General features: G+C 46.1%; 20 protein-coding genes and 1 other RNA gene. 5 read left to right on the forward strand and 16 right to left on the reverse strand.

Annotated elements, in window-relative coordinates:
• Positions 1-44: 44 nt before the first annotated feature.
• The gene (locus tag BQ7489_RS11210; RefSeq protein WP_239496948.1) at positions 45-1,832 is read left to right on the forward strand and encodes a fimbrillin family protein; all 1,788 of its coding nucleotides are present in this window, start codon (positions 45-47) and stop codon (positions 1,830-1,832) included.
• 16 nt (positions 1,833-1,848) lie between these two features.
• Positions 1,849-2,721 (forward strand): fimbrillin family protein, encoded by an 873-nt coding sequence (locus BQ7489_RS11215; protein WP_072531069.1) that lies wholly within the window; start codon positions 1,849-1,851, stop codon positions 2,719-2,721.
• 212 nt (positions 2,722-2,933) lie between these two features.
• Here BQ7489_RS11215 and ssrA read toward each other — a convergent pair.
• The 14 genes from ssrA to dxs form a co-directional block, all read right to left on the reverse strand.
• Positions 2,934-3,330, reverse strand: a transfer-messenger RNA (tmRNA) gene (ssrA, locus tag BQ7489_RS11220).
• 93 nt (positions 3,331-3,423) lie between these two features.
• Positions 3,424-4,395, reverse strand: a complete 972-nt coding sequence (locus BQ7489_RS11225) for a type I phosphomannose isomerase catalytic subunit (protein ID WP_072531070.1) — start codon at positions 4,393-4,395, stop codon at positions 3,424-3,426.
• Between the two features lie 167 nt (positions 4,396-4,562).
• A complete protein-coding gene (locus BQ7489_RS11230) occupies positions 4,563-5,981 on the reverse strand; it encodes an NADH-quinone oxidoreductase subunit N (protein ID WP_072531071.1) in 1,419 nt (472 codons plus the stop codon).
• Between the two features lie 9 nt (positions 5,982-5,990).
• Positions 5,991-7,472 (reverse strand): complex I subunit 4 family protein, encoded by a 1,482-nt coding sequence (locus tag BQ7489_RS11235; RefSeq protein ID WP_072531072.1) that lies wholly within the window; start codon positions 7,470-7,472, stop codon positions 5,991-5,993.
• A 63-nt stretch (positions 7,473-7,535) separates the two neighbouring features.
• On the reverse strand, positions 7,536-9,425 hold the full coding sequence (nuoL, locus tag BQ7489_RS11240) for an NADH-quinone oxidoreductase subunit L (RefSeq protein ID WP_072531073.1): 1,890 nt from the start codon (positions 9,423-9,425) through the stop codon (positions 7,536-7,538).
• 32 nt (positions 9,426-9,457) lie between these two features.
• On the reverse strand, positions 9,458-9,775 hold the full coding sequence (gene nuoK / locus BQ7489_RS11245; protein WP_072531074.1) for an NADH-quinone oxidoreductase subunit NuoK: 318 nt from the start codon (positions 9,773-9,775) through the stop codon (positions 9,458-9,460).
• A 2-nt stretch (positions 9,776-9,777) separates the two neighbouring features.
• Positions 9,778-10,308, reverse strand: coding sequence for an NADH-quinone oxidoreductase subunit J family protein (locus BQ7489_RS11250; RefSeq protein WP_072531075.1), 531 nt, complete (start codon positions 10,306-10,308; stop codon positions 9,778-9,780).
• 7 nt (positions 10,309-10,315) lie between these two features.
• A complete protein-coding gene (locus BQ7489_RS11255; protein WP_072531076.1) occupies positions 10,316-10,783 on the reverse strand; it encodes a 4Fe-4S binding protein in 468 nt (155 codons plus the stop codon).
• Positions 10,784-10,794: 11 nt separating this feature from the next.
• Positions 10,795-11,895, reverse strand: a complete 1,101-nt coding sequence (gene nuoH / locus BQ7489_RS11260) for an NADH-quinone oxidoreductase subunit NuoH (RefSeq protein ID WP_072531077.1) — start codon at positions 11,893-11,895, stop codon at positions 10,795-10,797.
• Between the two features lie 20 nt (positions 11,896-11,915).
• On the reverse strand, positions 11,916-13,538 hold the full coding sequence (locus BQ7489_RS11265; protein ID WP_072532152.1) for an NADH-quinone oxidoreductase subunit D-related protein: 1,623 nt from the start codon (positions 13,536-13,538) through the stop codon (positions 11,916-11,918).
• Between the two features lie 21 nt (positions 13,539-13,559).
• Positions 13,560-14,150 (reverse strand): NADH-quinone oxidoreductase subunit B, encoded by a 591-nt coding sequence (locus BQ7489_RS11270; RefSeq protein WP_072531078.1) that lies wholly within the window; start codon positions 14,148-14,150, stop codon positions 13,560-13,562.
• Complete coding sequence (locus BQ7489_RS11275; RefSeq protein ID WP_072531079.1) at positions 14,141-14,491, reverse strand: NADH-quinone oxidoreductase subunit A; 351 nt, start codon at positions 14,489-14,491, stop codon at positions 14,141-14,143. Before BQ7489_RS11275 ends, BQ7489_RS11270 begins: the two co-directional genes overlap by 10 nt.
• Before the next feature lie 617 nt (positions 14,492-15,108).
• A complete protein-coding gene (gene trkA / locus BQ7489_RS11285; RefSeq protein WP_072531081.1) occupies positions 15,109-16,449 on the reverse strand; it encodes a Trk system potassium transporter TrkA in 1,341 nt (446 codons plus the stop codon).
• Positions 16,446-18,353, reverse strand: a complete 1,908-nt coding sequence (gene dxs / locus BQ7489_RS11290; RefSeq protein WP_072531082.1) for a 1-deoxy-D-xylulose-5-phosphate synthase — start codon at positions 18,351-18,353, stop codon at positions 16,446-16,448. The genes trkA and dxs overlap by 4 nt, the downstream gene beginning before the upstream one ends.
• Before the next feature lie 87 nt (positions 18,354-18,440).
• Between dxs and BQ7489_RS11295 the strand changes: the two genes are divergently transcribed.
• From BQ7489_RS11295 to BQ7489_RS11305, 3 genes are all read left to right on the forward strand, one after another.
• Complete coding sequence (locus tag BQ7489_RS11295; protein WP_072531083.1) at positions 18,441-19,427, forward strand: GSCFA domain-containing protein; 987 nt, start codon at positions 18,441-18,443, stop codon at positions 19,425-19,427.
• A complete protein-coding gene (locus tag BQ7489_RS11300; RefSeq protein WP_072531084.1) occupies positions 19,403-21,868 on the forward strand; it encodes a bifunctional UDP-N-acetylmuramoyl-tripeptide:D-alanyl-D-alanine ligase/alanine racemase in 2,466 nt (821 codons plus the stop codon). Before BQ7489_RS11295 ends, BQ7489_RS11300 begins: the two co-directional genes overlap by 25 nt.
• A gap of 360 nt (positions 21,869-22,228) precedes the next feature.
• Positions 22,229-23,491, forward strand: a complete 1,263-nt coding sequence (locus BQ7489_RS11305) for an acetylxylan esterase (RefSeq protein WP_239496994.1) — start codon at positions 22,229-22,231, stop codon at positions 23,489-23,491.
• A gap of 112 nt (positions 23,492-23,603) precedes the next feature.
• Here the strand turns inward: BQ7489_RS11305 and BQ7489_RS11310 are convergent, their stop codons facing one another.
• Both BQ7489_RS11310 and kduI read right to left on the reverse strand, forming a co-directional pair.
• Positions 23,604-25,073 (reverse strand): MFS transporter, encoded by a 1,470-nt coding sequence (locus BQ7489_RS11310; RefSeq protein ID WP_072531086.1) that lies wholly within the window; start codon positions 25,071-25,073, stop codon positions 23,604-23,606.
• Positions 25,074-25,125: 52 nt separating this feature from the next.
• Positions 25,126-26,049, reverse strand: coding sequence for a 5-dehydro-4-deoxy-D-glucuronate isomerase (kduI, locus tag BQ7489_RS11315; RefSeq protein ID WP_072531087.1), 924 nt, complete (start codon positions 26,047-26,049; stop codon positions 25,126-25,128).
• Positions 26,050-26,075: the final 26 nt, after the last annotated feature.

A 26,075-nucleotide genomic window follows, 5' to 3' on the forward strand; every position in this document is an offset into this window, starting at 1 on the left:
GTTTGTGTGTAGATCTTAATGAATGGAAAAACGAATTTGAATAGATGATGCTATTGAAAAAACTGTGGGCTGCACTTTTTTGGGGAGGGGTATGCCTGATATCGTGCGACCGTACAGAAGATTTTCCTTTATCGAACAATAATGACTTTACATTGGAATTGGAGTGTGTCAAGTCAGCTTGGTCGCAGGACAGTCGTACGGTAATCGATGATGAAGGTCGTGGCAATTTTGAGGAAGGCGATCGCATTGATGTGTTGACAAAGGACGGAGAAGAAACCTCCAACGTCTGGTTGCAGTATGAGGGTGGAAAGTGGACCCCTTCTTTGAAACGCTTGGGTGATGGTCAGGGAACTTGGGCTGTATCGGCTTTGTTTCCTGTGCTGCCGCAGCCGGTAGGGGATGTAACACGGCGTATTCTTAATTTACCTTTGGATCAGAGCCTTGCTGCGAATAAGCAGGAAGCGGATATTCTTTTTGCCCGGACTACGGTCGGGCCGGGAGATACTTCAGCCAAGTTATTGTTCAAGCATGCCTTGCATCAGATTAATATTCATCTGAAAGGTTCTGTTCCGGAGGATTTGAAGTTGCAGATACGGAGCTGTACGAGCGGTGAGATTTCGCTGGTGGATGGGAGCGTGGCCTTGCCGAAGAAGACTTATTACTGGGTTACGCCACTGCAGACGGCAGACCATACGTATTCGGCTATTATTCTTCCACAAGATGCTTATGATTACCAGAGAGGAGAAGGATTGCTTCGTCTGACTTTTGACGGAAAAGAGATTTCCTATTCGCTTAGTACGGAAGTGCAGTCGTTCCAACCGGGAATGCAGACCACACTGAATCTGACATTGAAGTCTGAAGAGATAGATGATGTAGTAGATACGGAATTTGCCAATCAGACCCGTTGGGTATATGGCATAAATTCTCCGGCTTGTCCAGAGATAAATGAGCTTCAAACATATCCTGTATGGATGTCAAGTTTCCCGGAAGGGGTCTGGTTTCGGTATGATTATAATGGTTTGCCTGATAATGTAACTTATCTTACTTGGAAAGAAGGTTGTGGGTGGTATGACTGTAACAAGACGTTCGACTATAAAGGAGGAGATGGAAATTTGTGTTGGGCTGCCACAGCTTCTAATTTACTTCATTGGTGGTTGGAACATAACAGTAAATATGTGCAAGCATATGAAACTCGATATCCGGGAAATCCTTGTCCCAAGGAGTATCGTCAGATGACAGAAAGCGACCAGAATCATAGTGAGGTCTTTAATTTCTTCAAAAGGTCATTCCCGAACTTAGGTAGTTGGGAGACCGGTGGGGTCAATTGGTTCATTAACGGTGACGGCCGGAATTTGAATGCGAACTATAATACGGATTTTACAGGCTTTTTCTGTGAGGTGTTTTCGAAAAATGATGCCGTAGCTACAGAAACCCATAATATGTCGAAAGAGAACTTTAACTGTTGGATGAAGGATGCCTTCCGTACGAATAGGGCGATTGGTTTTTCTGTATTCGGTTTTGCCAATGCAGGTAGCGGTATGCATGCCATGACTATTTGGGGAGCAGAATTTGATGCAGATGGTAATGTGGCCTATTTGTATTTCTGCGATAATAACATGTCTGATCAGGATCCTAACTATGGGGCCATCAAAAGATTTAAAGTAATATATAAATTGGCGGGAAGCTCTGGAGACCGGACGAGAGAGACCTTCTTATCTCCCTTGGACAAGATGGATGGAACACCGTCAAAGGCGATTTCGACAATTTGTTCATTGACTTTAGTTGATTTACGTCAGGATCTCTGGCGGAAAGCTTTTCCTGAAATAAAATGATAAATAGAGTGATAAAATGAAAAAGAATTGTTTTTATGTGCTGGCAGCTGCATGGATGGCAGTATCTTGTACAACCGATGAAATTCCGACTCAGTCCTTTTCTGATCAGGCCATTACGATTGTGGCTAATGTTTCTCCTCATTCGCGGGCACCACAATTGGATTCTGATGGTAGCGGTAGTTTTACCAAAGGGGACGTAATGACCTTGTGTGTGGGAAAATCGGATGCGGATTATATTTCCATGGATTATGCATATCAGCAGGAGACTATTACGTGGGGAGGATTGAACTTACCGGAAAGTACCAGGGAGATAAGGATGGCGGCTTGCTATCCCAAGCAGACGGTAGGGGCAGATGGAATGTTTAAGTTTAATGTTTCGGCAGCTCAGAATAAAGATTTGTTGCTGTCTCCAGCTCAGACCATTGAAGTGGGAACGTCCTATGCGGTAAATCTTAATTTTAGGCATGCCTTGCATCGCTTGGACCTGACCTTTACTCAAGGAAATGGTTATTCTGCTGGTGATTTGGAAAATCTGTCACTTTCTTTGAATGCAAAGAATTGTTGTATGGTAGATGCTTTTAAGGGTGAGATTAAAGAAGTAATGTCTGAAAAAGCGCCATATACTTCTACTGGTATGACTGCTTCGTTTTATCTTGTTCCTCAGGAAACTTCCGGAGTCACATTAGATGTTACGGTGGGCGACCAAAAGAAGACCTTGGTATTAAGTGATTTGTTGAATCAGTTAGGTGAGCCCCAGAATAGTTTGAAGAGCGGAGCCAAATGTACAATTACGCTGAAGGTCGGTCGTGAAGGTATTGTAGTGGAAAGTGGTTCCATTGGCGCATGGGAAGACCAGGTGACAGTGGAGGGTGACCTTACAATCGGTTGACCTGTTTGTTGAAGCGATAGTATAAATCCCCTTATTGAGCTTGTTTCTGTAAGCTGATAAGGGGATTTCGTTATATAAGGATATCTGAAGCCACTGAAAAGGGAAATGCATTGGTAATTTACTTTATTTGACTTGACTTGGAGAAGTCAATTAATATACAAAACAAGAGAACATAAAAAAACCGCTGAAAATCAGCGGCCTTAAAAATACATTTGTGGAGCTGGAGGGATTCGAACCCTCGTCCAAACAAGGAAGCCATATGCTTTCTACATGCTTATCTCTGCCTTCGGTTTTCGTGCGTAAGCAAGACCAGAGCCACCTACTTGCGCCTTAGTTCCTAAAATTTCATTCCAACTGCGGAACAAGGCTGGAACTATTCCCGATTTTACTGCACCGCTTTACCAAACGCCTCGGAACAAGAGCTTTTGAGCGATGTCTCGTTTCCATCACTGTGACGGAAATAAAGTTAATCTACTATACTTCGATTAAGCAGCGAGAGCATAAGATTCGTTGCCAGATAAAAGTTCAGTAACTGAGATTATAGTGCAAATCACTGACGCACTGCATGCTTACATACCACATCTCTCGCTGTCAAATCCAGTCAACCCCGAATGATGAGTATTTGTGGTGCAAAGATAGATGTTTGCAAATGAATTACCAAATGTTTTGTGCCAAAAAGATATCGGGCCCGGATAAAGATACTTATACGTATGTCTCGAGAAACTTCACATGATGGTCAGGGATAACTGAAAGGCTTTCGGTTGTTGCGGGGAACAAAACGGATTCACCCGATTTTAGCTCCAGTCTGTATCCGTTATTGTCGGTAATAGTACACGAACCTTCCAGACATACATAGATTACGAATGAGTCCAGTTCCTTGTAGTCCATAGTCATGTTTTCCGTCAAGTCATAAAGGCAGGTTGTGAAGTAGGGGCATGCAACCAGTTCTACCGGTTCGTTCATTTTCGGTGTATAAGGCGTTCGATAGTCCTTTTCTACCGTGTAGTTGATAGCCTCTTTTGCCAGTTCGGTATGCAGTTCACGTGGATTTCCATCCTTGTCTTTACGGTTAAAGTCATAAATACGGTAGGTGATGTCGGATGTCTGTTGAATTTCGGCTATCAGGCAACCTGCGCCGATGCTATGGATACGTCCGGCGGGCAGGAAGAATACGTCTCCCGGCTTGACGGTATATTCGGAAAGGACATTGCAGATGGTATTGTCTGCCACCATCTGTGTGTATTGTTCGGGAGTGATATGCTGTTTCAGTCCGGGACAGATACGTGAATTCCCGTCTCCGTTACTGATGACGTACCACATTTCAGTCTTTCCCATGGAATTATGGCGTTTCATAGCCAGTTCATCATTTGGATGTACCTGAATGGAAAGATCTGCCTTTGCGTCAATAAATTTGACCAGCAGTGGAAATTTTCCATTGAAACGTCTGTAATTTTCTTCACCTACCAGTTTTCCCCGGTATTCGTGTATTATGTCTGTGAGACTCTTGCCGGCATCACTGCCGTTGGCAACAATGGATTCATTGCCCGGGACATCGGATATTTCCCAGCTTTCGCCTACCTGCTCTTGCCGGTTGGTGAGATGCTTGAACGGAATTATCTTGTTTCCGCCCCAGATTGTAGTCTTAAGAATGGGCCTGAATTTTAAGGGATACATAAATTTAGTATCTTTTTGTTGTTTTGGTGGCAAATGTATTAAAAAGAATCCGCTTCATCAACGTGTTTTTTCATTTCAGTTGTTAAAGTATCAGTATTGGATATAAAAAAGGATCAGGTACGGATTGTTGTCTGTACCTGATCCGGATTATAATAGGTTTGTTTCTTTTACATTAGGGCTGTATTGGAAAGCATCTGGTATACCGTACTGCAGATACCCAGCAGGATAACACCTAGCAGGCAGATGAAGAGGCTGGCACGTGTCAGTGCACTGCTTTTGAACGTTGGCAAAGGGTTATCGTTGGGAGTAATGTACATGGCTTTTACAATAAGCAGGTAATAGTACAGTGAGATGATTGTATTGACCAATGCCAAGAATACTACCAGCCAGTGTCCTCCGTGAAATGCGGATGCAAATACGAAAAACTTGGAGAAGAATCCGGCAAACGGTGGGATACCGGCCAGTGAGAACAGGGCCAGTGTCATTACAAAACTCAGTTTCGGGTTCGTCTTGTATAGTCCATTATAGGCATCTCTGTCTACCGTTCCGTTATTGTGCTGTTCAATGGTGTTTATGACACCGAATACAGCCAGATTAGCTACGATATATACCACTACATAATATACCAGTGAGGCCATGCCTTGTGCAGAAGCTCCCATTACTGCCAGCATGATATAGCCTGCCTGAGAGATACTACTGTAAGCCATGAACCGTTTCAGGTCTTTCTGCAGGATAGCAAAAATGTTGGCTATGGTAATGGTGAGAACTACTACGATACTCAGCATCAATTCCCAGCTGTCGGCCATAGGGGCGAACACTTTCAGAAGGATACTCATCAGGGCAAATGCTGCTGCACCTTTTGATATGACTGAAAGGTAAGCACTGACTGTTGTGGGTGCTCCTTGATAGGTATCTGGTGTCCACATGTGGAATGGTACCAGGCTCAGTTTGAATCCGAGGCCTGCAAAGAAGAATACCATGGCCATAATCTGGAGTGGAGTCCCGGAAATTACCGTGACAATGTCATCGAAATACATGGTTCCGCATGTTCCGTAGATGAGTGACAGTCCATATAGCATCAGTCCGGATGAGAACATGGCATTCAGAATGAATTTAGCTCCGGCTTCGGCGCTGTGATGACGGAATCTGTCGAATGCAACCAGACATGCCATCGGAATGCTGGCAAGCTCCAGTCCTACGTAGAACAGCAGGAAGTTTCCCGCACTGACCATGTAGTACATACCTAAAAGAGTAGAAAGTGTCAGCAGGTAGAATTCACCGGCCTTGAAGCGGGTGTCTTTACGTGACAGCCATGTATCGGCCTGGAGGAATACAAGTAAAGTACCTGTAGTCAGTATGGTCTTGACGACTGATGCCATCGGTGTACTTTGATACATGCCTCCGAAGGCTTCGGCCGTAGTAGGAACTATGTTCAGCACAATCTGGACAATCAGAAGGCCGCAAGATAATGTCTGAAGCGCTTTGTGGTTAGGCGCTTTTAATATCAGGTCGGCAAGCAGTATGACTATCAGGATGATGGCCAGACTGATTTCTGCCTGCATGGAGAATATTGCACTTATATCCATATTTCAAGATTAATGTATTAATTGTGAAATGATTGGTTCAACACTGCCGCTGATAACATGGCTTACCCAATATGGGGCCAGTCCCAGACCGGCTACAGCAATGATCAGGCAGATAACGGCAAAGCGTTCGTCCCAGGTTGCGTCGGTCAGTTTCAGATGTTCCGGATTCTTACAAGTTCCGTATAGGATTTTACCTACTACACGCAGAATGTAGACAGCGGTGATTACGATACTCATCGTTGCTACGATGGTGCATACACGGTGGAATGTATCCGGATTCTGGAATGATCCGACGAATACGGTCATTTCTGCGATGAATCCGCTCAAGCCTGGCAGACCCAGGTTGGCAAGACCGGCAATGACATATCCTACAGCCAGGAAAGGCATGATCTTCATCAGTCCGTTTAACTGGCGGATGTCTCGGGTGTGGGTGCGGCCGTAGATCATACCGATCAAGGCAAAGAAGAGGGCCGTCATCAATCCGTGGCTCAGCATTTGCAGGATAGCACCAGTTGCGCTGACTTTAGTCATCATCAGTAAGGCAAAAAGTACGAGGCCGCAATGGCTTACGGAAGAGTAGGCATTGATGTATTTCAGGTCGGTCTGTACCACTGCACTGAAGGCACCGTAAACGACCGAAATAGTAGTAAGAACCAGGAAGAAATCTCCCCAGATAGCAGCTCCGGTAGGCATCAGGAACATGGCTATGCGGAAGCATCCGTAACCACCCAGTTTCATTAGTACACCTGCATGCAACATAGATACTGCTGTAGGGGCTGAAGCGTGACCGTCAGGACTCCATGTATGGAACGGGAACAGGGCTCCCAGAACGCCGAATCCGAGGAATACCATCGGGAAGAATATGCGTTGCATTTCGGTAGGAATCTGATGCTTTACAATTTCCAGAATATTCATGGTTTCGGCTCCGGCACCATAGTAGATTCCGAGAATACCGATCAGCAGGAAGGCAGATCCTCCCATTAACATCAGGGTCAGTTTCATGGCTGCATATTCTTTCTTGCCGCTTCCCCAGACACCGATCAGCAGATACATTGGTATCAGTGCCACTTCATAAAACATGAACATGGTGAACAGGTCGGTCGAAATGAAGAAACCGAAAACACCGGTACTCAACAGAGTAAACCAAAGGAAATATTCTTTTGTCAACGGTTTCAGTTTCCATGAAGCGAATGTACCGGTAAATACGATGATGGAGCTCAGCAGCAGCATCACAACAGATATTCCGTCTACTCCGACTGAGTAGGCGATGTTCAGTGGGGCGTACCAGGTGATACTGTCGGTGAAAAGCATCTCATCAGTGGCACCTCCGTTACGTAATCCTATATAGGATATAGTCAGATAGGCAGCAAGAACCAGCAGAATGGATGATCCTGCCACCATTACTCCTCGAACCTGATTGACGTTCCGGGCAATCCATAACCCGAGCAGCATCAGCAGAGGAATCAATACGAAAAGACTCAGTATATTCATTTTCTTGTTTACTTTTTCTTTTGGCGCGTCATTCCGGTTTTAGCGGATTGATGCATACCCTGGTTATACTAACAATAATACGGCAGTAAGTACAATGATACCACCTAAGAACCACATGGTATAGCTTTGTACTTTTCCGCTCTGGATAGGCTGTACGGTTTCGCCGGCTGCATTTGTACACCAGGCCATGAAGTTCATGAACTGGTCGATAACATGACGGTCGAACCATGCCAGCGGAGTGGAAACGCAACGAAAAATGATCTTTTTGGTTACGAAGAGCCAGATCTCATCCATATAGAAGCGTTTGTAGGCAGCTCGATGCAAGGTGCTGAAGCGGCGTGCCAGCATTTCGGCAACCGGCTGTTTTTCGCGTGCATACATCCACGTAGCCAGAGCAATACCTATGATGGCAATGATGATGCTGGTTACGGCTACCTGTGTATTCAGGTGAATGTCGTATGATTCTCCGTTTGCGGAGATGAAGTGACCGAATGGGATAAATCCGGCAACAATAGTTACCAGGGCCAGAAACATCAGTGGGAATGTCATTGTAAGCGGACTTTCATGTGGCGTGTGTGCTGCATGGAGTTCCTTGTTTTCTTTGCCCCAGAAGATGCAGTAATATAGGCGGAACATATAGAATGCTGTCATTCCGGCAATGATGGCCATGATCCAGCCGATTACCGGGCTGAACTGGAAGCAGGCTGTCAATATTTCGTCTTTTGAGAAGAATCCGGAAAATGGAGGGATACCTGCAATGGCCAGACATGCGATACCGAATGTGATATGGGTGACAGGCATATATTTGTGCAGGCCTCCCATTGTTTCCATTTCGTTACTATGTACGGCATGGATGATACAACCGGCACCCAGGAACAGGAGAGCTTTGAACATGGCATGTGTAAACAAGTGGAACATACTGGCCATATATCCTAAGCCGCCTTCATGAGGATTCATAGCGGTGCATACGCCTAAAGCAACCATCATGAAGCCTATCTGTGAGATGGTAGAAAAGGCAAGGACACGTTTGATATCGCTTTGGGCACATGCAACCGATGCGGCATAGAAGGCTGTGAAGGCACCTATGTATGCCACCCAATGTAATGTTCCGGGAGCAAAGCCGATGAACAGCGGGAACATACGGGCTACCATATAGACACCGGCTACAACCATGGTGGCCGCATGGATCAATGCAGATACCGGAGTAGGGCCTTCCATGGCGTCGGGTAACCAGATATGTAACGGGAACATGGCGCTCTTACCGGCACCACCCACAAACATCAGTCCTAAAGCCCAGGGTAAGACCATGCCGGCTTTCATGAGCTGTTCTTCACTCGGACTGAATGTGAAGGTCTGCATGTAATATCCGTAGATCAGGATGCCAATCAGGAAACCTAAATCGGCGAAACGGGTTACGATAAAGGCCTTCTTACTGGCTGCGATAGCTTCCGGCTTGGTATAGTAGAAACCGATCAGCAGATAGGAAGATACACCTACCAGCTCCCAGAATACGTACATCTGGAAAATGTTTGTTGCGACAACCAGGCCTAACATGGAGAAGGTAAATAGAGAAAGGAAAGCGTAGTAGCGTTGGAATCCTTTCTCACCTTTCATATAGCCGAAGGAGTAGATGTGGACCATGAGTGACACGGTACTGATGACAACCAGCATCATGACAGAAATGGGGTCCAGCATGATACCCATGTCGATGTGCAGTGAATTGGTGAACGGCAGCCATTCGATGTTCCACGGAGTAAGTGTAGCATACACTCCTTCGGCAGTACGTGGCGCCGTAAAATAGTTAAACGCAGTGAAATAACTCAGTACGGCCACCGCAGCAAGCGACAGGGTACCGATGAATCCCGCTACGCGATGCTTCATATACATACCGGCCAGTCCCAGAATCAGGAAGCTCAGTACGGGAAGCAGAAGAATTAATATTGTATATTCCATGAGGATTTCTGTTAGTTTAATTCATACTCGTGTTAACCTTTCAGGTCGGTAATATCATCGGTAAGTACTTGCTTGATATTACGGTATACATTAATGATGATAGCAATGGCAACAGCTGTTTCTGCGGCGGCTATGGCTATTCCGAACAGGCTGAAGAAATGTCCTTCCAATTCTCCCGGAAACAAATAGCGGTTGAATACGGCAAAGTTGATGTTGGTTGCATTCAGCATGAGCTCAACCGAGATGAGCAATGCCAGCAGGTTCTTTCGAGTAAAGAAGCCATAGATTCCGCAAAACATCATTACAGTACTGATGACCAGGTAATGTATTACATGAATTTCTATTTCCATACTTATTTTTCCTCCTCTTCTTTGTTTTTACGGGCGATAAGAATACCACCGATCATACATGCCAGTAATAATACGCCTACAACTTCGAACGGCAGTACATACTGATATTTTCCGGTCCCGATCAGATCCAACCCGATTTCACGTGCTGGAAGTTCCTCTCCTTGCGGTATCATGTTCAGGGCGAAACCGTTCGTGAAAACCAGGAAAAGTACCAGGGCTGCACCTATGAGGGTGGTGAGCAGTACGCTGACCAGCTTGGCTTTACCTATTTTGTATTTCATATTCTTGTCCGACTGGGTCAGCAGGATTGAAAATACATAAAGTACTACGATACCTCCGGCGTAGACCATCAACTGGACGGCTCCCAGAAAGGTATATCCCAGGATACCGTAAATGGCTCCTGTTCCGAACAGCACAAACAGCAGGTAAGTAGCGGCGCGCAGAATTTTACCTGTCGTTACAGATAATATTGAGCAGACCATGATAGCGGCAGCTACTACATAGAATACGATTTCTTGAAGTGTTATTCCCATATTCTTTTTATTTAGCTAATGTTGAACCTTCATGGTTCAGTGTCATGACGAGTTTCTCTTTTTCGAACACCGCGTTTTCAAAGTCGTTGGTGAATTCGATGGCGTGGTGCGGACATGCATTTGTGCACAACTGGCAGAACATGCAGGATCCGAGATTATATTCGTATTTCACTAGAACCTTTTTCTTTTTTCCTTCTTCGTCTTCACGCATTTCCGAAACTACTTTGATGGTTCCGTTCGGGCAAGCCATCTGGCAAAGTCCGCAGGCAATGCAGTGGTGATGGTTTTCTGCATCGTGGATCATTACCAACCGTCCACGATGACGTTCCGGGATATGAAGTGTCGTATGGCGGTTCTCGGGATATTGTTCGGTAACCTTCGGCTGCCAGAAAACTTTCATAGAGGTGCGCATGCCTATCAACAGGCTCTTGATGCCGGAAGCATATCCTTCTATATATTCTTTAAAATTACTCATAGCTGTTTATTTCAAAAAACTAAACCAAAAACTTTACAAATGGTCATCAGTAAAAGAACCAATAGGGATGCCGGCATGAGGTATTTCCATTCCAGTGTCAGTACCTGGTCAATACGCAGACGCGGGAATGTCCAGCGGATCCACATAAGCAGGAATACGATGAAGAATGTTTTACCTACAAACCAGATAACTCCCGGGATATAGTCCATTACTGCGTTGAATCCGTCAAGTCCGGCTATATGGAACGGCATCCAGCCTCCCAGGAAAAGTGTAGTGGCGATACCTGCGGTGATGAACAAGTTCAGGTATTCGGCCAGGTAGAAGAAACCGAAGTGCATGCCGGAGTATTCGGTATGGTAACCGGCTGTCAGTTCCTGTTCCGCTTCGGCCAGGTCGAACGGGCCACGGTTCGCTTCAGCATTACCGGCAATCAGGTAGATGATGAAAGCGGCGATGGCAACAATATGTCCTTTGAAGATGTTCCATCCGTTAGCCTGGGAAGTTACGATTTCCTGTATGTCCATTGTCCCGCTCATCATGACCATTGTCAGTACGGTAAGTCCGATAGACAGCTCATAGCTGATGATCATCGCACCGCTTCGTACCGCACCGATGATGGTGTATTTGCTGTTACTGCTCCAACCGGCCAGCAGGATTCCCAACACACCGATGGAAGATGCGGCCAGCACGAAGAATATACCGATATTCATGTGAAGTATTTCACCTCCTTTGTTCCATGGCAGACAGGAAAATGTCAGGATGGAAGCAAGGATTACGAGAAAAGGAGCCAGATTATAAAGGAAATGGTCGGAATTCTTTAATTCGATGATTTCCTTGGTCAGGATTTTCAATACGTCGGCAGGGACCTGGAGGAGACCTCCTTTACCGCCTACGCGGTTCGGGCCTATACGGCACTGGAATGCTGCACAGACCTTACGTTCCATGTATATGAGGACGATGGCAAGTACGGCATAGAGCACTAGTATAATCACGCCTACAACTAATCCTTCCAGGAAGATAGCCAACCCTTCGGGCATAACACTGCACAGGGCAGAATGGATAGCCATGAAAAGCGGCTGCAGGTTATAGTAATCTAAAAATGACTGGTTCATAATTTTTTTATTAAGATTATTTATCTGTCAATGTCTGGCACTACATAGTCGAGTGTTGCACCGATTGCAATCAGGTCGGCTATTTTATTTCCTCTACAGGCTGTATCCATCGAATGAACCAGAGGAAGTCCTGTGGAGCGGTAGTGGAGACGGTAGGGCGATTTGTCTCCATGGCTTTCGATCATGACCCCGAATTCGCCACGGCTGCTTTCAACCGATGCCGAGAAGTTGCCTTCCGGTAATTTGATGATAGGTTTGGTCTTGACGCGGAATTCGCCTTCCGGAATATTGTCGATAAGTTGTTCAAGTATGTTGCAGGATTCCAGAATTTCATCCATACGGACCATGTAGCGGGCGAATGAATCGCCTTCCGTATAAAGGATTTCCTTGAAGTCGACTTTGTCGTACACCCCGTACGGATGGTGCTTGCGCACATCGTTGGCCCATCCGGAGGCTCTTCCGGTACCTCCTGTCGCGCCCAAGGAAATGACTTGTTCCTTAGTAAGTACTCCTACACCTTTCAGACGGGTTTCGGCAATGACGTTGCCTGTAAATATGTCATGGTAGTCTTTGATGACACTACGCATATGTTTGATGAACTCTTTTACTTTACGCTGGAAATCCGGATGCAGGTCGGCCTGTACACCACCTATCATGTTATAATTCTGGATGAGGCGTCCTCCGGTAGTTTCTTCCAGAATATCGAGAACCATCTCACGTTCACGGAAGCCATAGAAGAACGGGGTAAGTCCACCCATATCCATTACGACGCAGGAGTAGAACAGCAAATGGGAGTCGATACGTTGCAGCTCGTCCATGATGGTACGTATATACTGTGCACGTTCCGAGATTTCAATGCCGGCAGCCTTCTCGATACACATGCAGAGGGCGTGGCGGTTCTGGTTGGCACTCAGGTAGTCCAGACGGTCGGTCATGGCCAATGTCTGCGGATATGTCAGACTTTCACTGATCTTTTCTACACCGCGGTGGATATATCCGCAGATCGGGTCAATCTTGCAGATTGTTTCTCCATCCAGTGAGGTACGCATACGGAGTACTCCGTGGGTAGAAGGGTGCTGCGGACCTATATTGATCACGAAATCCTTCTGGTTGAAAAGAATGTTCTTCTTGTCGGCTATGGTTCCGTCCGGATTCAGGTAATATTCGTCGGTCTCGTCGGCATTTTCTTCGTTTTCCATATTCAGCGGATTCGAATTCATGTCGTAATCTTTGCGGAGCGGATAACCTACCCAGTCCTCACGGAGGAAGATCCGTCGCATGTCCGGATGGTTCAGGAAGCGGATACCGAAGAAATCGTATACTTCACGCTCCTTGATTTCCGCTGTTTTCCATAAGTCGTATACTGAAGGGATAAATGCATTTTCGCGGTCGGGTGTCAATGTTTTCAATACTACCCGTGCATATGTTTTGCTTGATTCCAGATAATAGAGTGCTCCCAGGCCGGCTTCTCCCCAATCCATACCTACTATGTCGCGTAAGTAGTCCATCGGCTCCTCTTTGTCGTGGCGTAACGCTTCCGCTACTTTACGGAAAGAGTCGACCGGGATGGTTATGACCGTTTCCCCTTGCCCGGTGATGGTTGCATCGGGAACCAGCTGTAATATTTTTTCTTGTATATTCATCATATGTAATAATCGGCTAAATTATTTTTCTTCTTTCGGTTCTTCTTTCTGGCGGTTGGCGCCCAGGAATTTCTCTACTTTTATTTTGCGCTGCAACTGCATCATTCCGTAATAGAATGCTTCCGGGCGTGGAGGACATCCGGGAATAAATACATCTACAGGGATAATCTTGTCGATACCGTTTACTACATGGTATGATTTGATAAACGGGCCTCCGGAGATTGTACAACCTCCTACGGCAACTACATATTTAGGTTCGGCCATCTGGTCATAAAGACGTTTCAGTACCGGAGCCATCTTGTAGGTAATGGTACCCATAACCATGATGAGGTCTGCCTGGCGGGGGGAGTTACGTGTTACTTCAAAACCGAACCGTGCCATATCGTAGCGGGCGGCGCCCAAAGCCATGAATTCTATTGCACAGCAGCTGGTACCGAAGTTCAATGTCCAGAGGGAGTTGCTCCGTCCCCAGTTGATCACTTCGTCTATGGTGCTGAGTATGATTCCTGCGCCGTCACGGTTCAGCTCGTCGACCATTCTTTCAAGATAGTCGTTGTTCTTGAATTCATCGTACTCCATTGAACGGATAGCGGTACGTTTCTTTACTTCCATTCCAGCGCTCCTTTCTTCCAGGCATAAGCCAGGCCTAAAATTAATACCACCAGGAAGAAGCCGATGCATACCAATGCATATGTTCCTACTTCCTGTACAACTACAGCCCACGGGAACAGGAATACGGTTTCAATGTCGAACATCAGGAAGAGGATGGCAAAAAGGTAGTAACCTACCTTGAACTGCACCCAGCTCTTGCCTCGGGTCGGAATACCGCATTCATACGGCTCACCTTTCTGCGGATTGGTTGAGCGCGGGGCAATCAGTTTTGCAATCGTCATGGCCGCAACAACCAATGCAATGGCTGTAAGAATAACTACAACTAAAAATGTAAAAAACATATATAATTTTAATTTGAATGATTCAAAAAATAAGATACCTGCCGATAAAACGCTTTTACCGGCATACGATTGTGTTTATTGGATGGAATCAGATTTCTAGATTATGATATGTTCCAGCAGATAGATATAATTGCAGGAGTGTCTCCTGGCGGCATACGGAGGGTAATATGCCTTGCCGGTCGTGTATGAAGGGGATAAGTCTATGGTTATGAGGGGCGACGTTGTAGTATATAACGTTGATTTTGTGTTGTATGTGTCAGGATGGGGAATTGATACCGTTTGAACCGGCTGGTTGGAGTTCTTTTGAAGAAGAAGGTATTCAATAGTCTTTGTCAGAGGATCCTGCGGAGATTCGAATTGTGCTTGTGGGGATACTGGAGTATTCTGACAAGCCTGTTTGGAGCCTGCCGGATCCGATGTGTTGAAAGAAAGCCCTATAATAAGATTCATTATAAGGATCAGAACGAAAATTATAATAGTCTCAGTCCGTTTACCCATGTCGCACCTATTGAAAAACGCTGCAAAGATAGTAATTTTTTTCGGTCGGTGAGGGGCATATATATAATAAAAAATGTCAGAATTGTCATGTCATGTTAAAAAGTTACCGGGCATTTATGTCAGTTGAAGAATTTTTCCAGCTTCTTTATCATCATGCCCAGGCAGAAAACCACTACGTGGTCGTTTTCCTGAATCGTTGTATTACCGGTTACCAGGATTCCTTCTCCATTACGGATCAGTCCTCCGATTGTAGCTCCTTTCGGAAGTCCGGCATCCTTGACCTGGCAGCGGGTGATCCGGGCATTAGGCTTGACTACAAACTCGGCTACATCGGCGTTGGCGAAAGTGAGGCATTTCACGTTAGATACGTCTGCATCCAGCATCATCTGGTAAATGTGGCTGGCGGCTATGAATTTCTTATTGATGACGGTACCGATATCCAGACTTTCGGCCATGCTGATATAATCGACATTTTCCACTTCGGCCACAGTTTTGCTGACACCCAGACGTTTGGCTGCCAGACAAGCCAGAATGTTGGTTTCGGAGCTGCCGGTCAGGGCCACGAAAGCTTCCGTATTCTTGATGCCTTCTTCCATCAGCAGTTCCATGTCACGTCCGTCACCGTTGATGATCATGACATCATTGTCTACCAGTTCCGTCAGGCGGTTGCAGCGGTTAATGTCACATTCAATGATTTTGCTGCGCATATATTCGGGCATATACTGGACGGTCCGGACGGCTATCCGGCTTCCTCCCATTATCATGACATTCCGGATATCGGCATAGTTTTCCTTACCGGCAATTTTCCGTATGTAGGGAATGTATTTTTTAGTTGTGGTGAAATATACGATATCGTATAGCTGTATGACATCGTCACCGCGTGGGATGATGGTTTCGTTGCCACGCTTTATGGCGACAATATGGAACGGGATGTTTCTTCCTCCCAGTTCATGTAAAGGTACGTTCAGGATTTCGGCGCTTTCACGCATTTTGGTTCCCAGTAGGACCAAAGCTCCGCCGGCAAATTCCCACCATTGCCGTATCCAGCTCATTTTCACGGCGTCGACAATGTCTTTGGCCGCCAGCAGTTCGGGGTAAATCAGAGAGTCGACTCCCAGTTTGGCGAAAAACTCCTTGTGCTTGGGCAGCAGGTATTCATAATTGTCGATACGGGCTACTGTTTTCTTGGCACCCAGGCTGGTCGCAAGCATACATGCTGTCATATTCTGACTTTCATTGGGGGTAACGGCTATGAACAGGTCGGCTCCGGCCACTCCTGCCTCTTTCAGTCCTGATATGGATGTGGGCGACAGGTTGACTGTCATCAGATCGAAGTTGTTACCCATGCGGCTGAGCTTTTCTTCATCTTCATCCATCAGAATGATGTCCTGTTTTTCTCCAGACAGAAGTTTGGCCAAATGGGTGCCGACGTTTCCGGCACCGGCAATGATTATTTTCATAGATTCAGCATGTGTTTTAAAGTGTTACATATATTGTCTTCTCCGAGTCCGCAGATTTCATACAGGTCTTTTACAGGACCATGCTGTATGAAGCGGTCGGGGATTCCCAAACGTCTGATTTCCGGGTAATAGCTGTTGTTCGACATGAATTCCAGAATGGCACTTCCCATGCCTCCCTTCAATACCCCGTCTTCGATGGTCAGGATTTTCTTGAACTTCCTGCCGATGGAATGTAGCATTTCCTCATCCAGCGGTTTCAGGAAACGCAAGTCATAATGGGCGATGCTGCCTCCGGTTTCTGTCTCGGCTTTCTGTATGGCTTTTGCTGCTGTATTTCCTATAGGGCCTATGGTAATGACAGCCAGGTCTTCCCCTTCTTTCATGATGCGTCCTTTCCCTATTTCAACCGCTTCCAGTTTGCATTTCCAGTCGGTCAGTACACCTTTTCCTTTGGGATAGCGGATAACGAACGGTCCCTGGTCGGGCAGTTGGGCAGTATACATCAGCTTCCGCAACTCGTGTTCATCGTAAGGCGAAGAAATGATCAGGTTCGGAATAGGGCGCAGGTAGGCCATATCGAATACTCCATGGTGGGTAGGTCCGTCTTCACCTACCAGTCCCGCACGGTCGAGGCATAATACTACGTTCAGTTTCTGTATGGCTACGTCGTGGATCACATTGTCATATGCCCGTTGCATGAAGGAGGAATAGATGTTGCAGAATGGCAGCAGTCCTTCTTTTGCCATCCCTCCCGAAAAGGTAACGGCATGCCCTTCTGCAATTCCCACATCAAACGCACGGTCGGGCATGGCTTTCATCAGTATGTTCATGGAGCACCCTGTCGGCATAGCCGGGGTGACACCGATAATCTTTTCGTTCTGCTGTGCCAGTTCCAGCAATGTATTTCCGAATACGTCCTGGAATAACGGAGGCATACCTGTAGTGTCGGCAACGATCCTTTTTCCGGTTTCCTTATCGAAAATGCCTGGAGCGTGCCATACGGTGGCTTCTTCTTCGGCGGGTTTGAATCCTTTGCCTTTGACGGTGTGTACATGAAGGAGTTTGGGCCCCTTCATGTCTTTGATCTCTTTTAAGACACGTGTCAACGTCAGTACGTCGTGCCCGTCTACCGGGCCGAAGTAGCGGATGTTCATGCCTTCGAAGATATTCTGCTGCTGGGTAAGCATCGATTTCAGGCTGTTGTTGAACCGTATCAGGCTTTTCTTGCGCTCCTCGGTAAGTATCCCCCATTCATGGAATTTTTGTGAAAGCTTGTAGCGTAGCTTGTTATATCTTTCAGAGGTTTGGAGGTTCAGCAGATATTGTTTCATGCCACCCACGCTACGGTCGATGGCCATGTTGTTGTCATTCAGTATGATAAGCAGATTGTTCGGGGTGGATGATGCATTGTTCAGTCCTTCGAATGCAAGTCCGCCGCTCATGGAACCGTCGCCTATGACAGCCACCACATGGCGGTCGTCTTCTCCTTTTCTGGCAGCTGCTACAGCCATACCTAAGGCAGCCGATATGGAATTGGATGCGTGTCCGCACGTAAATGTGTCATATTCGCTTTCTGCCGGTGACGGGAAAGGGCACAGACCGTTCAGCTTCCGGTTTGTACAGAAGCGGTCTCGTCTGCCTGTCAGAATCTTGTGTCCATAAGCCTGATGGCCTACATCCCATACGATGCGGTCATAAGGCGTATTGAAGGTATAATGAAGTGCAACTGTCAGTTCAATGACCCCTAAGCTCGAGCCAAAATGTCCTGGGTTGCGTGACAGTTCATCAATGATCATCTGTCGGAGTTCATGGCAGATTTCCGGCAGTGATTCGGCGGGAAGATGGCGCAAATCCTTCGGGCTATTTATTCTATTCAACAATTCGTAAGAAGTGGGTTGTTCCATCCGTTTGTAAATATTAATAATACAAAAGTACGACAAATACTTGTATTGTGCTTACATTTGCATCAAAAAATATAAGACCAGTTTAATATGGAGTTCCGGACTAAAGTAGAATTACCCGTCGGGAAATGGAATATCCGTCATTCCGACAAATTGATGTTGTGGGGGTCCTGTTTTGCCGAAAATGTCGGGAAATTGTTGGTCGACAGCAAGTTCCCGTGTATGGTCAACCCTTATGGCATTTTGTATAATCCAATGTCGATATCCCGTGCGTTGAATGAGATACTGGACGGGAAAGTCTATACCTTGGCCGACTTGCGTTGTGACAGGGGACTATGGTACAGCCTGATGCATCATGGTTCTTTTTCTGATCCGGATGCTGAATCGTGTCTGCAACGGATCAATCTCCGGATTGGTGAGGCATATAGTTCTCTGCCGGAAATCCGGTGGATGGTTTTCACTTTCGGAACGGCCCGGGTATACGAATGGAAAGAAACGGGGGAGGTTGTGGGCAACTGCCATAAATTGCCCGAAAAATGTTTCGAGAGGCGCCTGCTGGATGTGGAGGAGATTGTGTCGGCATATACCCGGTTACTGGAAAAGCTGCATGAAATGAATCCGGAGTTGCAGATATTGTTTACGGTGAGTCCCATCCGCCATTCGAAAGACGGATTCCATGGTAATCAGCTGAACAAGGCTGTATTGCTGCTGGCTGTCGACAAGTTGTGCGGTCTGTTCGATTTCTGTCATTATTTTCCTGCTTATGAAATCATGATGGATGAACTGCGCGACTATCGTTTTTATGCCGACGACATGCTGCATCCCAATCCGGTTGCCGTTGCGTATATATGGGAGTGTTTTTGTTCGACATTTTTTGACCGTCGGACAATGGCCGTCATGAAAGAGTGGGATGATATCCGTAAGGGGCTTAATCATGTACCGTTTAATGCCGATTCGGAATCATACCGGAGTTTTTTAAGTCAAATTCTGTTAAAGATAGAACGGTTAAAGGAAAATTTTCCGTACTTAGATGTGCAAAATGAAATTATATTATGTCAAGCTCGATTGAAGAAATAGCTTCTGTTTTGGGAGCCGAAAGATTTGGAAACAGTGAAGGGAGGATAGATTGGATTTTGACGGACAGCCGTTCGTTGTGTTTCCCTGAAGAGACTTTGTTTTTTGCTTTAAAGACTAAACGTAACGATGGACATAAATATATCCGCGACCTATATAATAAAGGTGTGCGCAATTTCGTGGTAACCGATATACCTGAAGATCTGGCGCATTATCGTCATACCAATTTCCTGAAAGTGGGGAATACCCTGAAGGCGCTTCAGAAACTGGCTGCCCGGCACAGGGAACAATTCCAGGTTCCCGTTATCGGTATTACCGGAAGTAACGGGAAGACGGTGGTCAAGGAGTGGCTTTATCAGTTGCTGAGTCCGGAAAAGGTCATTACCCGTTCTCCACGCAGTTATAATTCACAGATCGGTGTCCCGCTGTCGGTATGGCTGATGAACGAGCATACCGAATTGGGTATTTTTGAAGCCGGTATCTCGGAAATGGGTGAGATGGAGTCTTTACAGCATATCATCCAACCCACCATCGGTGTCATTACAAACATAGGAGGGGCCCATCAGGAAAACTTTCCATCGCTGCAGGATAAGTGTATGGAGAAGCTGCAGCTGTTCAAGGATTGTGACGTGATTGTCTATAACGGAGATAATGAGCTGATAAGCAGTTGCGTTTCTAAATCTCTGTTTACCTCCCGTGAAATAGCGTGGTCCATGAAGGACAATGAACGTCCGTTGTTCATCGAGCATATAGAGAAAGACGGAAGTGGTACTACCATCAAATACCGTTACCTGGGTTTCTTCAAGGAATACCGTATACCTTTCATTGATGATGCGTCTATCGAGAACTCCTTGAACTGCCTGGCGGTAGCCCTGTATCTGATGGTTTCTCCGGAGGATATTGCAGCGCGTATGGAGAAACTGGAACCTGTGGCCATGCGTCTGGAGGTGAAGGAAGGAAAGAACGGATGCGTGCTGATCAATGACAGTTATAATTCTGATTTCGCTTCGTTGGATATAGCACTCGATTTCATGTCGCGACGTACGGAGGACAAGAAGCGTCATCGTACGCTGATTTTGTCGGATATTCTGGAAAGTGGCCAGCCGAACAAGCTGCTATACCGTCAGGTGGCCGATCTGGTGCACAGTCGGGGTGTCGATCGTATTATCGGTGTAGGTGAGGGGCTGATGGAAGCCGCTTCGCGTTTTGAAGTGGAGAAGACCTTTTTCCGTACGACAGCCGAACTGATTGAATCGGGCGTCTTGTCGTCTTTGCGTAATGAGGTGGTTCTCATTAAGGGGGCACGTGCCTTCCATTTTGATGAGATTACCGATCTGCTGGAACTGAAAGTACATGAAACGATTTTGGAAATCAATCTGAATGCGTTGGTAGATAACCTGAACTATTACCGTAACAAGCTGAAACCCGAGACGAAGATGGTCTGTATGGTCAAGGCTTCGGCTTATGGAGCCGGTTCGTTTGAGATAGCTAAGACACTGGAAGACCATCGGGTAGATTACCTGGCGGTTGCCGTTGCCGATGAAGGGGCCGATTTGCGTAAGGCTGGTATAGGCAGTTCTATCATTATCATGAATCCGGAGCTGACGGCCTTTAAAACCATGTTCGATTATAAGCTGGAGCCGGAAGTCTATAGTTTTCACCTGCTGGAAGAACTGATCAAGGCTGCCGAGCGTGAAGGTGTTTCCAATTTCCCTATTCATATCAAGATTGATACGGGTATGCACCGTCTGGGATTTGCTCCCGATGAAATGCCCCGGTTGGTAGACCGTCTGCACCGCCAGTCGGCTGTCATCCCACGTTCCGTATTTTCTCACCTGGTAGGAAGTGACTCCGAACGGTTCGATTCATTTACCCGGCGGCAGATCGAAACCTTCGAAAAAGCTGCGGCTGCCCTTCAGTCCGGATTTTCGCATAAGATTTTACGTCATATCTGTAATACGGCCGGTATCGAGCGTTATCCGGGGGCACAGTTTGATATGGTCCGGCTGGGAATCGGGTTGTATGGAATCGATCCGTTCACAAACCGCATCCTGCATAACATCAGTACATTGAAGACTACCATCCTGCAGATTCATGATGTGCCGGCCGATGAAACGGTGGGATACAGCCGTAAAGGGGTGTTGGAACGTGATTCGCGTATCGCCGCTATTCCTATCGGTTATGCCGACGGTCTGAACCGTCATCTGGGGAATGGACACGGATATTGCCTGGTGAACGGCAAGAAGGCTCCTTATGTAGGGAATATCTGTATGGATGTATGTATGATTGATGTGACCGACATCGACTGTAAGGAAGGCGATAAGGCTGTTATTTTCGGTGACGAACTGCCGGTTACCGTATTGTCGGATCTCCTGGATACGATTCCATATGAAATATTGACCAGTGTGTCGAACCGTGTGAAACGTGTCTATTATCAGGATTGATTGAAGGCGGATGCTGTACCGGATCTGCTGTTAGATAGAGAGGTAGAGGGTATTTTTCGAAGGGAAAAATACCCTCTGTCTTTATGTCTTTCCGGAGGGACTTGGAAAGATGAAGTTCTTTGTTACAGGATACGCAGTCGTTTCAATCGGAAGATAAAGTTGTCTGTGTCCGAAGATGAAGTTGTTTTAATCGGAAGATGAAGGTCTTTCGTGAAAAGATGAAGTTCTTTTTCTCAGGTCGTTTTTCTCTTTTTTGTTACATTTGTAACTAATGGTATCTAAATAGTTAAATCCTTAATCTGTATTATCATGAAATTGAAAAAGAAATTGAAAGTGCTGACTTTATTGGTCGCTATTATTATGTTTGGGCATATCTCTGTATCTGCCGAGAATTACCCTTATCGGAGTGATGTGTTATGGGTAACGGTTCCCGATCATGCCGACTGGCTTTATAAGACCGGTGAGAAAGCGGAAGTGGAGGTTCAGTTTTACCGCTATGGTATTCCTCAGGACGGGTTGAAAGTAAATTACGAGATAGCCCCCGACATGATGTCCGACGGGAAGACCGGTGAAGTGACTCTCAAGAATGGCCGGGCCGTCATTGATATGGGGACAATGAAACAGCCCGGTTTTCTGGATTGCCGTCTGACGGCTTCTATAGGTGACAAGAAATACAGTCATCATGTAAAGGTCGGTTTTTCTCCGGAAAAGCTTCAGCCTTATACGAAATTGCCGGCCGATTTCACTCAGTTCTGGGAAAAGAATATGGCTGAGGCAGCCAAATGTCCGATGAAATATACGCAGAAATATGTGCCGGAATATTCGACGGAAAAGGCCGATTGTTATTTGGTCAAGCTACAGTGTTTCCGTCCGGGGAATTACGTCTATGCCTATCTTACCCGTCCGAAAGCAGAAGGGAAATACCCGGTCGTGCTCTGTCCTCCGGGAGCGGGGGTGAAAACGATCAAGGAGCCTAAGCGTCATATCTATTATGCCGAAGAAGGTTGTATCCGGCTTGAAATGGAAATCCATGGTTTGAATCCGGAACTTCCCGAGCAGGATTTTAAGGATATTTCGGCTGCTTTTGGCAATTACCTGGTCAATGGAATAGACAACCGTGACAACTATTACATGAAGAAAGTATATATGGCCTGTGTGAGATGCATTGATTTCCTTACCTCTCTGCCCGATTGGGACGGTAAAAATGTAATTGTACAGGGAGGAAGCCAGGGAGGAGCGTTGGCTCTTATTACAGCAGGATTGGACAAGCGTGTGACAGCCTGTGTGGCCAATCACCCGGCATTGAGTGACATGGCCGGCTATAAGGCGGGCAGAGCCGGAGGCTATCCCCATCTTTTCAAGAATTATAAGGGTATGGACAAAACTGACATCCTGAATACGCTGGAATATTATGATGTAGTTAATTTTGCACGTCAGATCAAGGTGCCGGTGTATATGACGTGGGGATATAACGATAATACCTGTCCGCCTACAACCAGTTACATTGTCTATAATATTCTGGATTGCCCGAAAGAGGCGCTTATTACCCCTATCAATGAACATTGGACTTCGGAAGCTACGGAATACGGGCATTTGAAATGGATTCAGAAGCATTTGAAATGAATGCTTCCGGAGAGTGAAAAAGAAATCCGGTCTGGCTTGTGGCCGGACCGGATTTCTTTTTGGCTTTCAGATCTTATATCTTGGAATCAAGATTCTACAGTTTCCGGATATTTTATACTTCAACCAGTTTATATTTAGGAACCATAATCTTCATCATGATCCAGCTGAACATATAGGCCAGAGAAGCTACGATAAATACAATCATATAACCGGCGTCAATGCCTTCAAATCCCAGGAATGACATGTTGGTTTCCTTTGAATAGGTAAAGAGCAGACCGGAGCATTGGTTGAACAGCAGACAACCTACACCACCGGCCATACCGCCGATACCGGTTACGGTTGCTACTGCCGATTTCGGGAACATATCACTTACTACTGAGTATACGTTTGCACTCCAGCTCTGGTGTGCAGCACCGATAATACCGATAATGATGATAGGATACCAGCATGAAACGCTTCCTGCCGACTGAGCGAACAGACCGATCAGCGGGAAGAAAGCGAAGATCAGCATCGCTTTCATACGACCTTTGTACGGGTCCATCTTTTTCTTCTCGATAAACATGGTTGGAAGGTAGCTACCGTACAGTGAAAGCATTGAAATCAGGTACAAGGTAAAGATCAGCATCTTACCCATAGTTGAATCAGAAGTATATCCGTACACGTCGCGGATATAGGCCGGAGCCCAAAACAGGAAGAACCACCATACACCGTCAGGTAGGAAACGTCCGAAAATGACAGCCCAAGTCTGGCGGAATGTGAATGCTTTCCAAAGGCCGATTTTAGGTCCGTCATCTGTAGTTGCTGTTTTTTGTGTGTTTTCTGTAACGGTATCCTGTTCAATATATGCCAGTTCTTCGGCATTGACATGTTTGCTTTTCTGCGGTTTGTCGTATACCTTGTAGAACAGAATCATCCATACCAGACCGCATCCACTCATTACGATAAACGCCATTTCCCATCCGAAACTGCTGGCTACAACCGGAATAATGAACGGTGCTACCAATGCACCTATCTGTGCACCGGCATTGAACAGACCTGTTGCAAAACCACGGTCTTTCTTCGGGAAGTATTCGGCTGTAATCTTGATAGCTGAAGGGAAGTTACCCGATTCACCCATGGCAACGATACAGCGCATGAAGATGAATAGCCATACACTGACGGTTGATATGGCAAGAGCGGTATTTCCGACGGTTTTCAGCATAGCCAGGTTTTCACGGGCTGCACCGAATGTGAGCATCCATTCACCACCGACGATTCCGTTAGTCAGGATACTGCAAATGGAATGTAGGGCAGCGCCCACAACCCATGTGCCGAAGCATATCAGATAACCTTTTTTAGTCCCTACCTTATCGATGAATTTACCGACAAACAACATGCTGATGGCATATACGATAGAGAAGACACCTGTAATTGTACCGTAGTTGGCATCGGTCCAGTTTAATTCGGGGGCGATGAAGTCCTTCCATGTCAGTGAAAGGACCTGACGGTCCATATAGGTGGCGGCGGTTGCCAGGAACAGCATCGTACAGATTACCCAGCGGTAGTTGGTCATTTTTCCGCCGGTTTCTTTAACATTACTCATTGTATAGAATTAGTTTTTTAGGTAAAAGTTTATAAATTAGATTTTTAGGGTTTTATCTCATTTCTGTGTATTCAATCTTGTCCATATCGCCATAATCCAGGTTTTCACCGGCCATACCCCATATAAACATGTAGTTGCTGGTTCCGGCTGCTGCATGGATTGACCATTCGGGTGACATGATGGCCTGTTCGTTTGCCAACCATACCAGGCGTTCTTGTTGAGGTTCACCCATCAGGTGGCAGATCATGTTACCCGGAGTAAGGTTAAAATAGAAATAGGCTTCGATACGACGGCTGTGTACGTGTGCCGGCATTGTATTCCATACACTACCCGGTTTAAGTTCGGTCAGTCCCATCTGCAACTGGCACGGGCCTTCTTCCAGTACATTGTTTACAATCAATTGGTTGATGACACGGTCGTTGCTGTCTTCCATCTTTCCGGCAGCGAATGAATTGGCTTTCAATGAGCCTTTACGTCCGTCTAGAGTAATCCATTGGGTCTTGTAAGCCTTATGTGCTGTAGCCGAGTTCAGATAAAATTTGGCAGGTTTGCTGGCATCTTTACTCTTGAAGGTAACTTTCTGGTTGCCTCTGCCGATATAGAGGGCTTCCTTGAAGTTCAGGTTATATTCCTTTCCGTCGACTGTTACAATACCTTCACCACCTATGTTGATGACACCTAATTCACGGTTGAACAGGAAATACGGGGCTTTCAAAGGATCGATGGTATCCAAGGTGAGTTCTTTATTCACCGGCATTGCACCACCAAAGATAAAGCGGTCATACATGGAATAGGTGAGGTTGATTTCATCTGGAGCCATAACCTTGTCCATCATGAAACTGCTGCGCAATCTTTCTGTATCGTAGGTTTTTACATCCTGCGGATTGCATGCTGTCTGGATTTTGTAACTGGTAATCTGGGCATTTCCTGATAAAGCGGTGATACCCAACATCATTGCGATTGCTAATTTTTTCATGTCTTTATGTTTTTATATTGTTTATT

Origin of the sequence: Bacteroides ilei (assembly GCF_900128495.1) — a bacterium.
In the GTDB taxonomy this organism is placed as follows: Bacteria; Bacteroidota; Bacteroidia; order Bacteroidales; family Bacteroidaceae; genus Phocaeicola; species Phocaeicola ilei.

What these genes read in the sequence shown, in the direction of transcription:
- BQ7489_RS11295 (WP_072531083.1), top strand. Translation starts at nt 18,441, where the DNA reads ATGGAGTTCCGGACTAAAGTAGAATTACCCGTCGGGAAATGGAATATC.
- BQ7489_RS11230 (WP_072531071.1), bottom strand. Translation starts at nt 5,981, where the DNA reads ATGGATATAAGTGCAATATTCTCCATGCAGGCAGAAATCAGTCTGGCC.
- BQ7489_RS11215 (WP_072531069.1), top strand. Translation starts at nt 1,849, where the DNA reads ATGAAAAAGAATTGTTTTTATGTGCTGGCAGCTGCATGGATGGCAGTA.
- nuoL (WP_072531073.1), bottom strand. Translation starts at nt 9,425, where the DNA reads ATGGAATATACAATATTAATTCTTCTGCTTCCCGTACTGAGCTTCCTG.
- BQ7489_RS11235 (WP_072531072.1), bottom strand. Translation starts at nt 7,472, where the DNA reads ATGAATATACTGAGTCTTTTCGTATTGATTCCTCTGCTGATGCTGCTC.
- kduI (WP_072531087.1), bottom strand. Translation starts at nt 26,049, where the DNA reads ATGAAAAAATTAGCAATCGCAATGATGTTGGGTATCACCGCTTTATCA.
- BQ7489_RS11275 (WP_072531079.1), bottom strand. Translation starts at nt 14,491, where the DNA reads ATGTTTTTTACATTTTTAGTTGTAGTTATTCTTACAGCCATTGCATTG.
- nuoH (WP_072531077.1), bottom strand. Translation starts at nt 11,895, where the DNA reads ATGAACCAGTCATTTTTAGATTACTATAACCTGCAGCCGCTTTTCATG.
- BQ7489_RS11310 (WP_072531086.1), bottom strand. Translation starts at nt 25,073, where the DNA reads ATGAGTAATGTTAAAGAAACCGGCGGAAAAATGACCAACTACCGCTGG.
- trkA (WP_072531081.1), bottom strand. Translation starts at nt 16,449, where the DNA reads ATGAAAATAATCATTGCCGGTGCCGGAAACGTCGGCACCCATTTGGCC.
- BQ7489_RS11265 (WP_072532152.1), bottom strand. Translation starts at nt 13,538, where the DNA reads ATGAATATACAAGAAAAAATATTACAGCTGGTTCCCGATGCAACCATC.
- BQ7489_RS11210 (WP_239496948.1), top strand. Translation starts at nt 45, where the DNA reads ATGATGCTATTGAAAAAACTGTGGGCTGCACTTTTTTGGGGAGGGGTA.
- dxs (WP_072531082.1), bottom strand. Translation starts at nt 18,353, where the DNA reads ATGGAACAACCCACTTCTTACGAATTGTTGAATAGAATAAATAGCCCG.
- BQ7489_RS11305 (WP_239496994.1), top strand. Translation starts at nt 22,229, where the DNA reads ATGTTTGGGCATATCTCTGTATCTGCCGAGAATTACCCTTATCGGAGT.
- BQ7489_RS11225 (WP_072531070.1), bottom strand. Translation starts at nt 4,395, where the DNA reads ATGTATCCCTTAAAATTCAGGCCCATTCTTAAGACTACAATCTGGGGC.
- nuoK (WP_072531074.1), bottom strand. Translation starts at nt 9,775, where the DNA reads ATGGAAATAGAAATTCATGTAATACATTACCTGGTCATCAGTACTGTA.
- BQ7489_RS11255 (WP_072531076.1), bottom strand. Translation starts at nt 10,783, where the DNA reads ATGAGTAATTTTAAAGAATATATAGAAGGATATGCTTCCGGCATCAAG.
- BQ7489_RS11300 (WP_072531084.1), top strand. Translation starts at nt 19,403, where the DNA reads ATGTCAAGCTCGATTGAAGAAATAGCTTCTGTTTTGGGAGCCGAAAGA.
- BQ7489_RS11250 (WP_072531075.1), bottom strand. Translation starts at nt 10,308, where the DNA reads ATGGGAATAACACTTCAAGAAATCGTATTCTATGTAGTAGCTGCCGCT.
- BQ7489_RS11270 (WP_072531078.1), bottom strand. Translation starts at nt 14,150, where the DNA reads ATGGAAGTAAAGAAACGTACCGCTATCCGTTCAATGGAGTACGATGAA.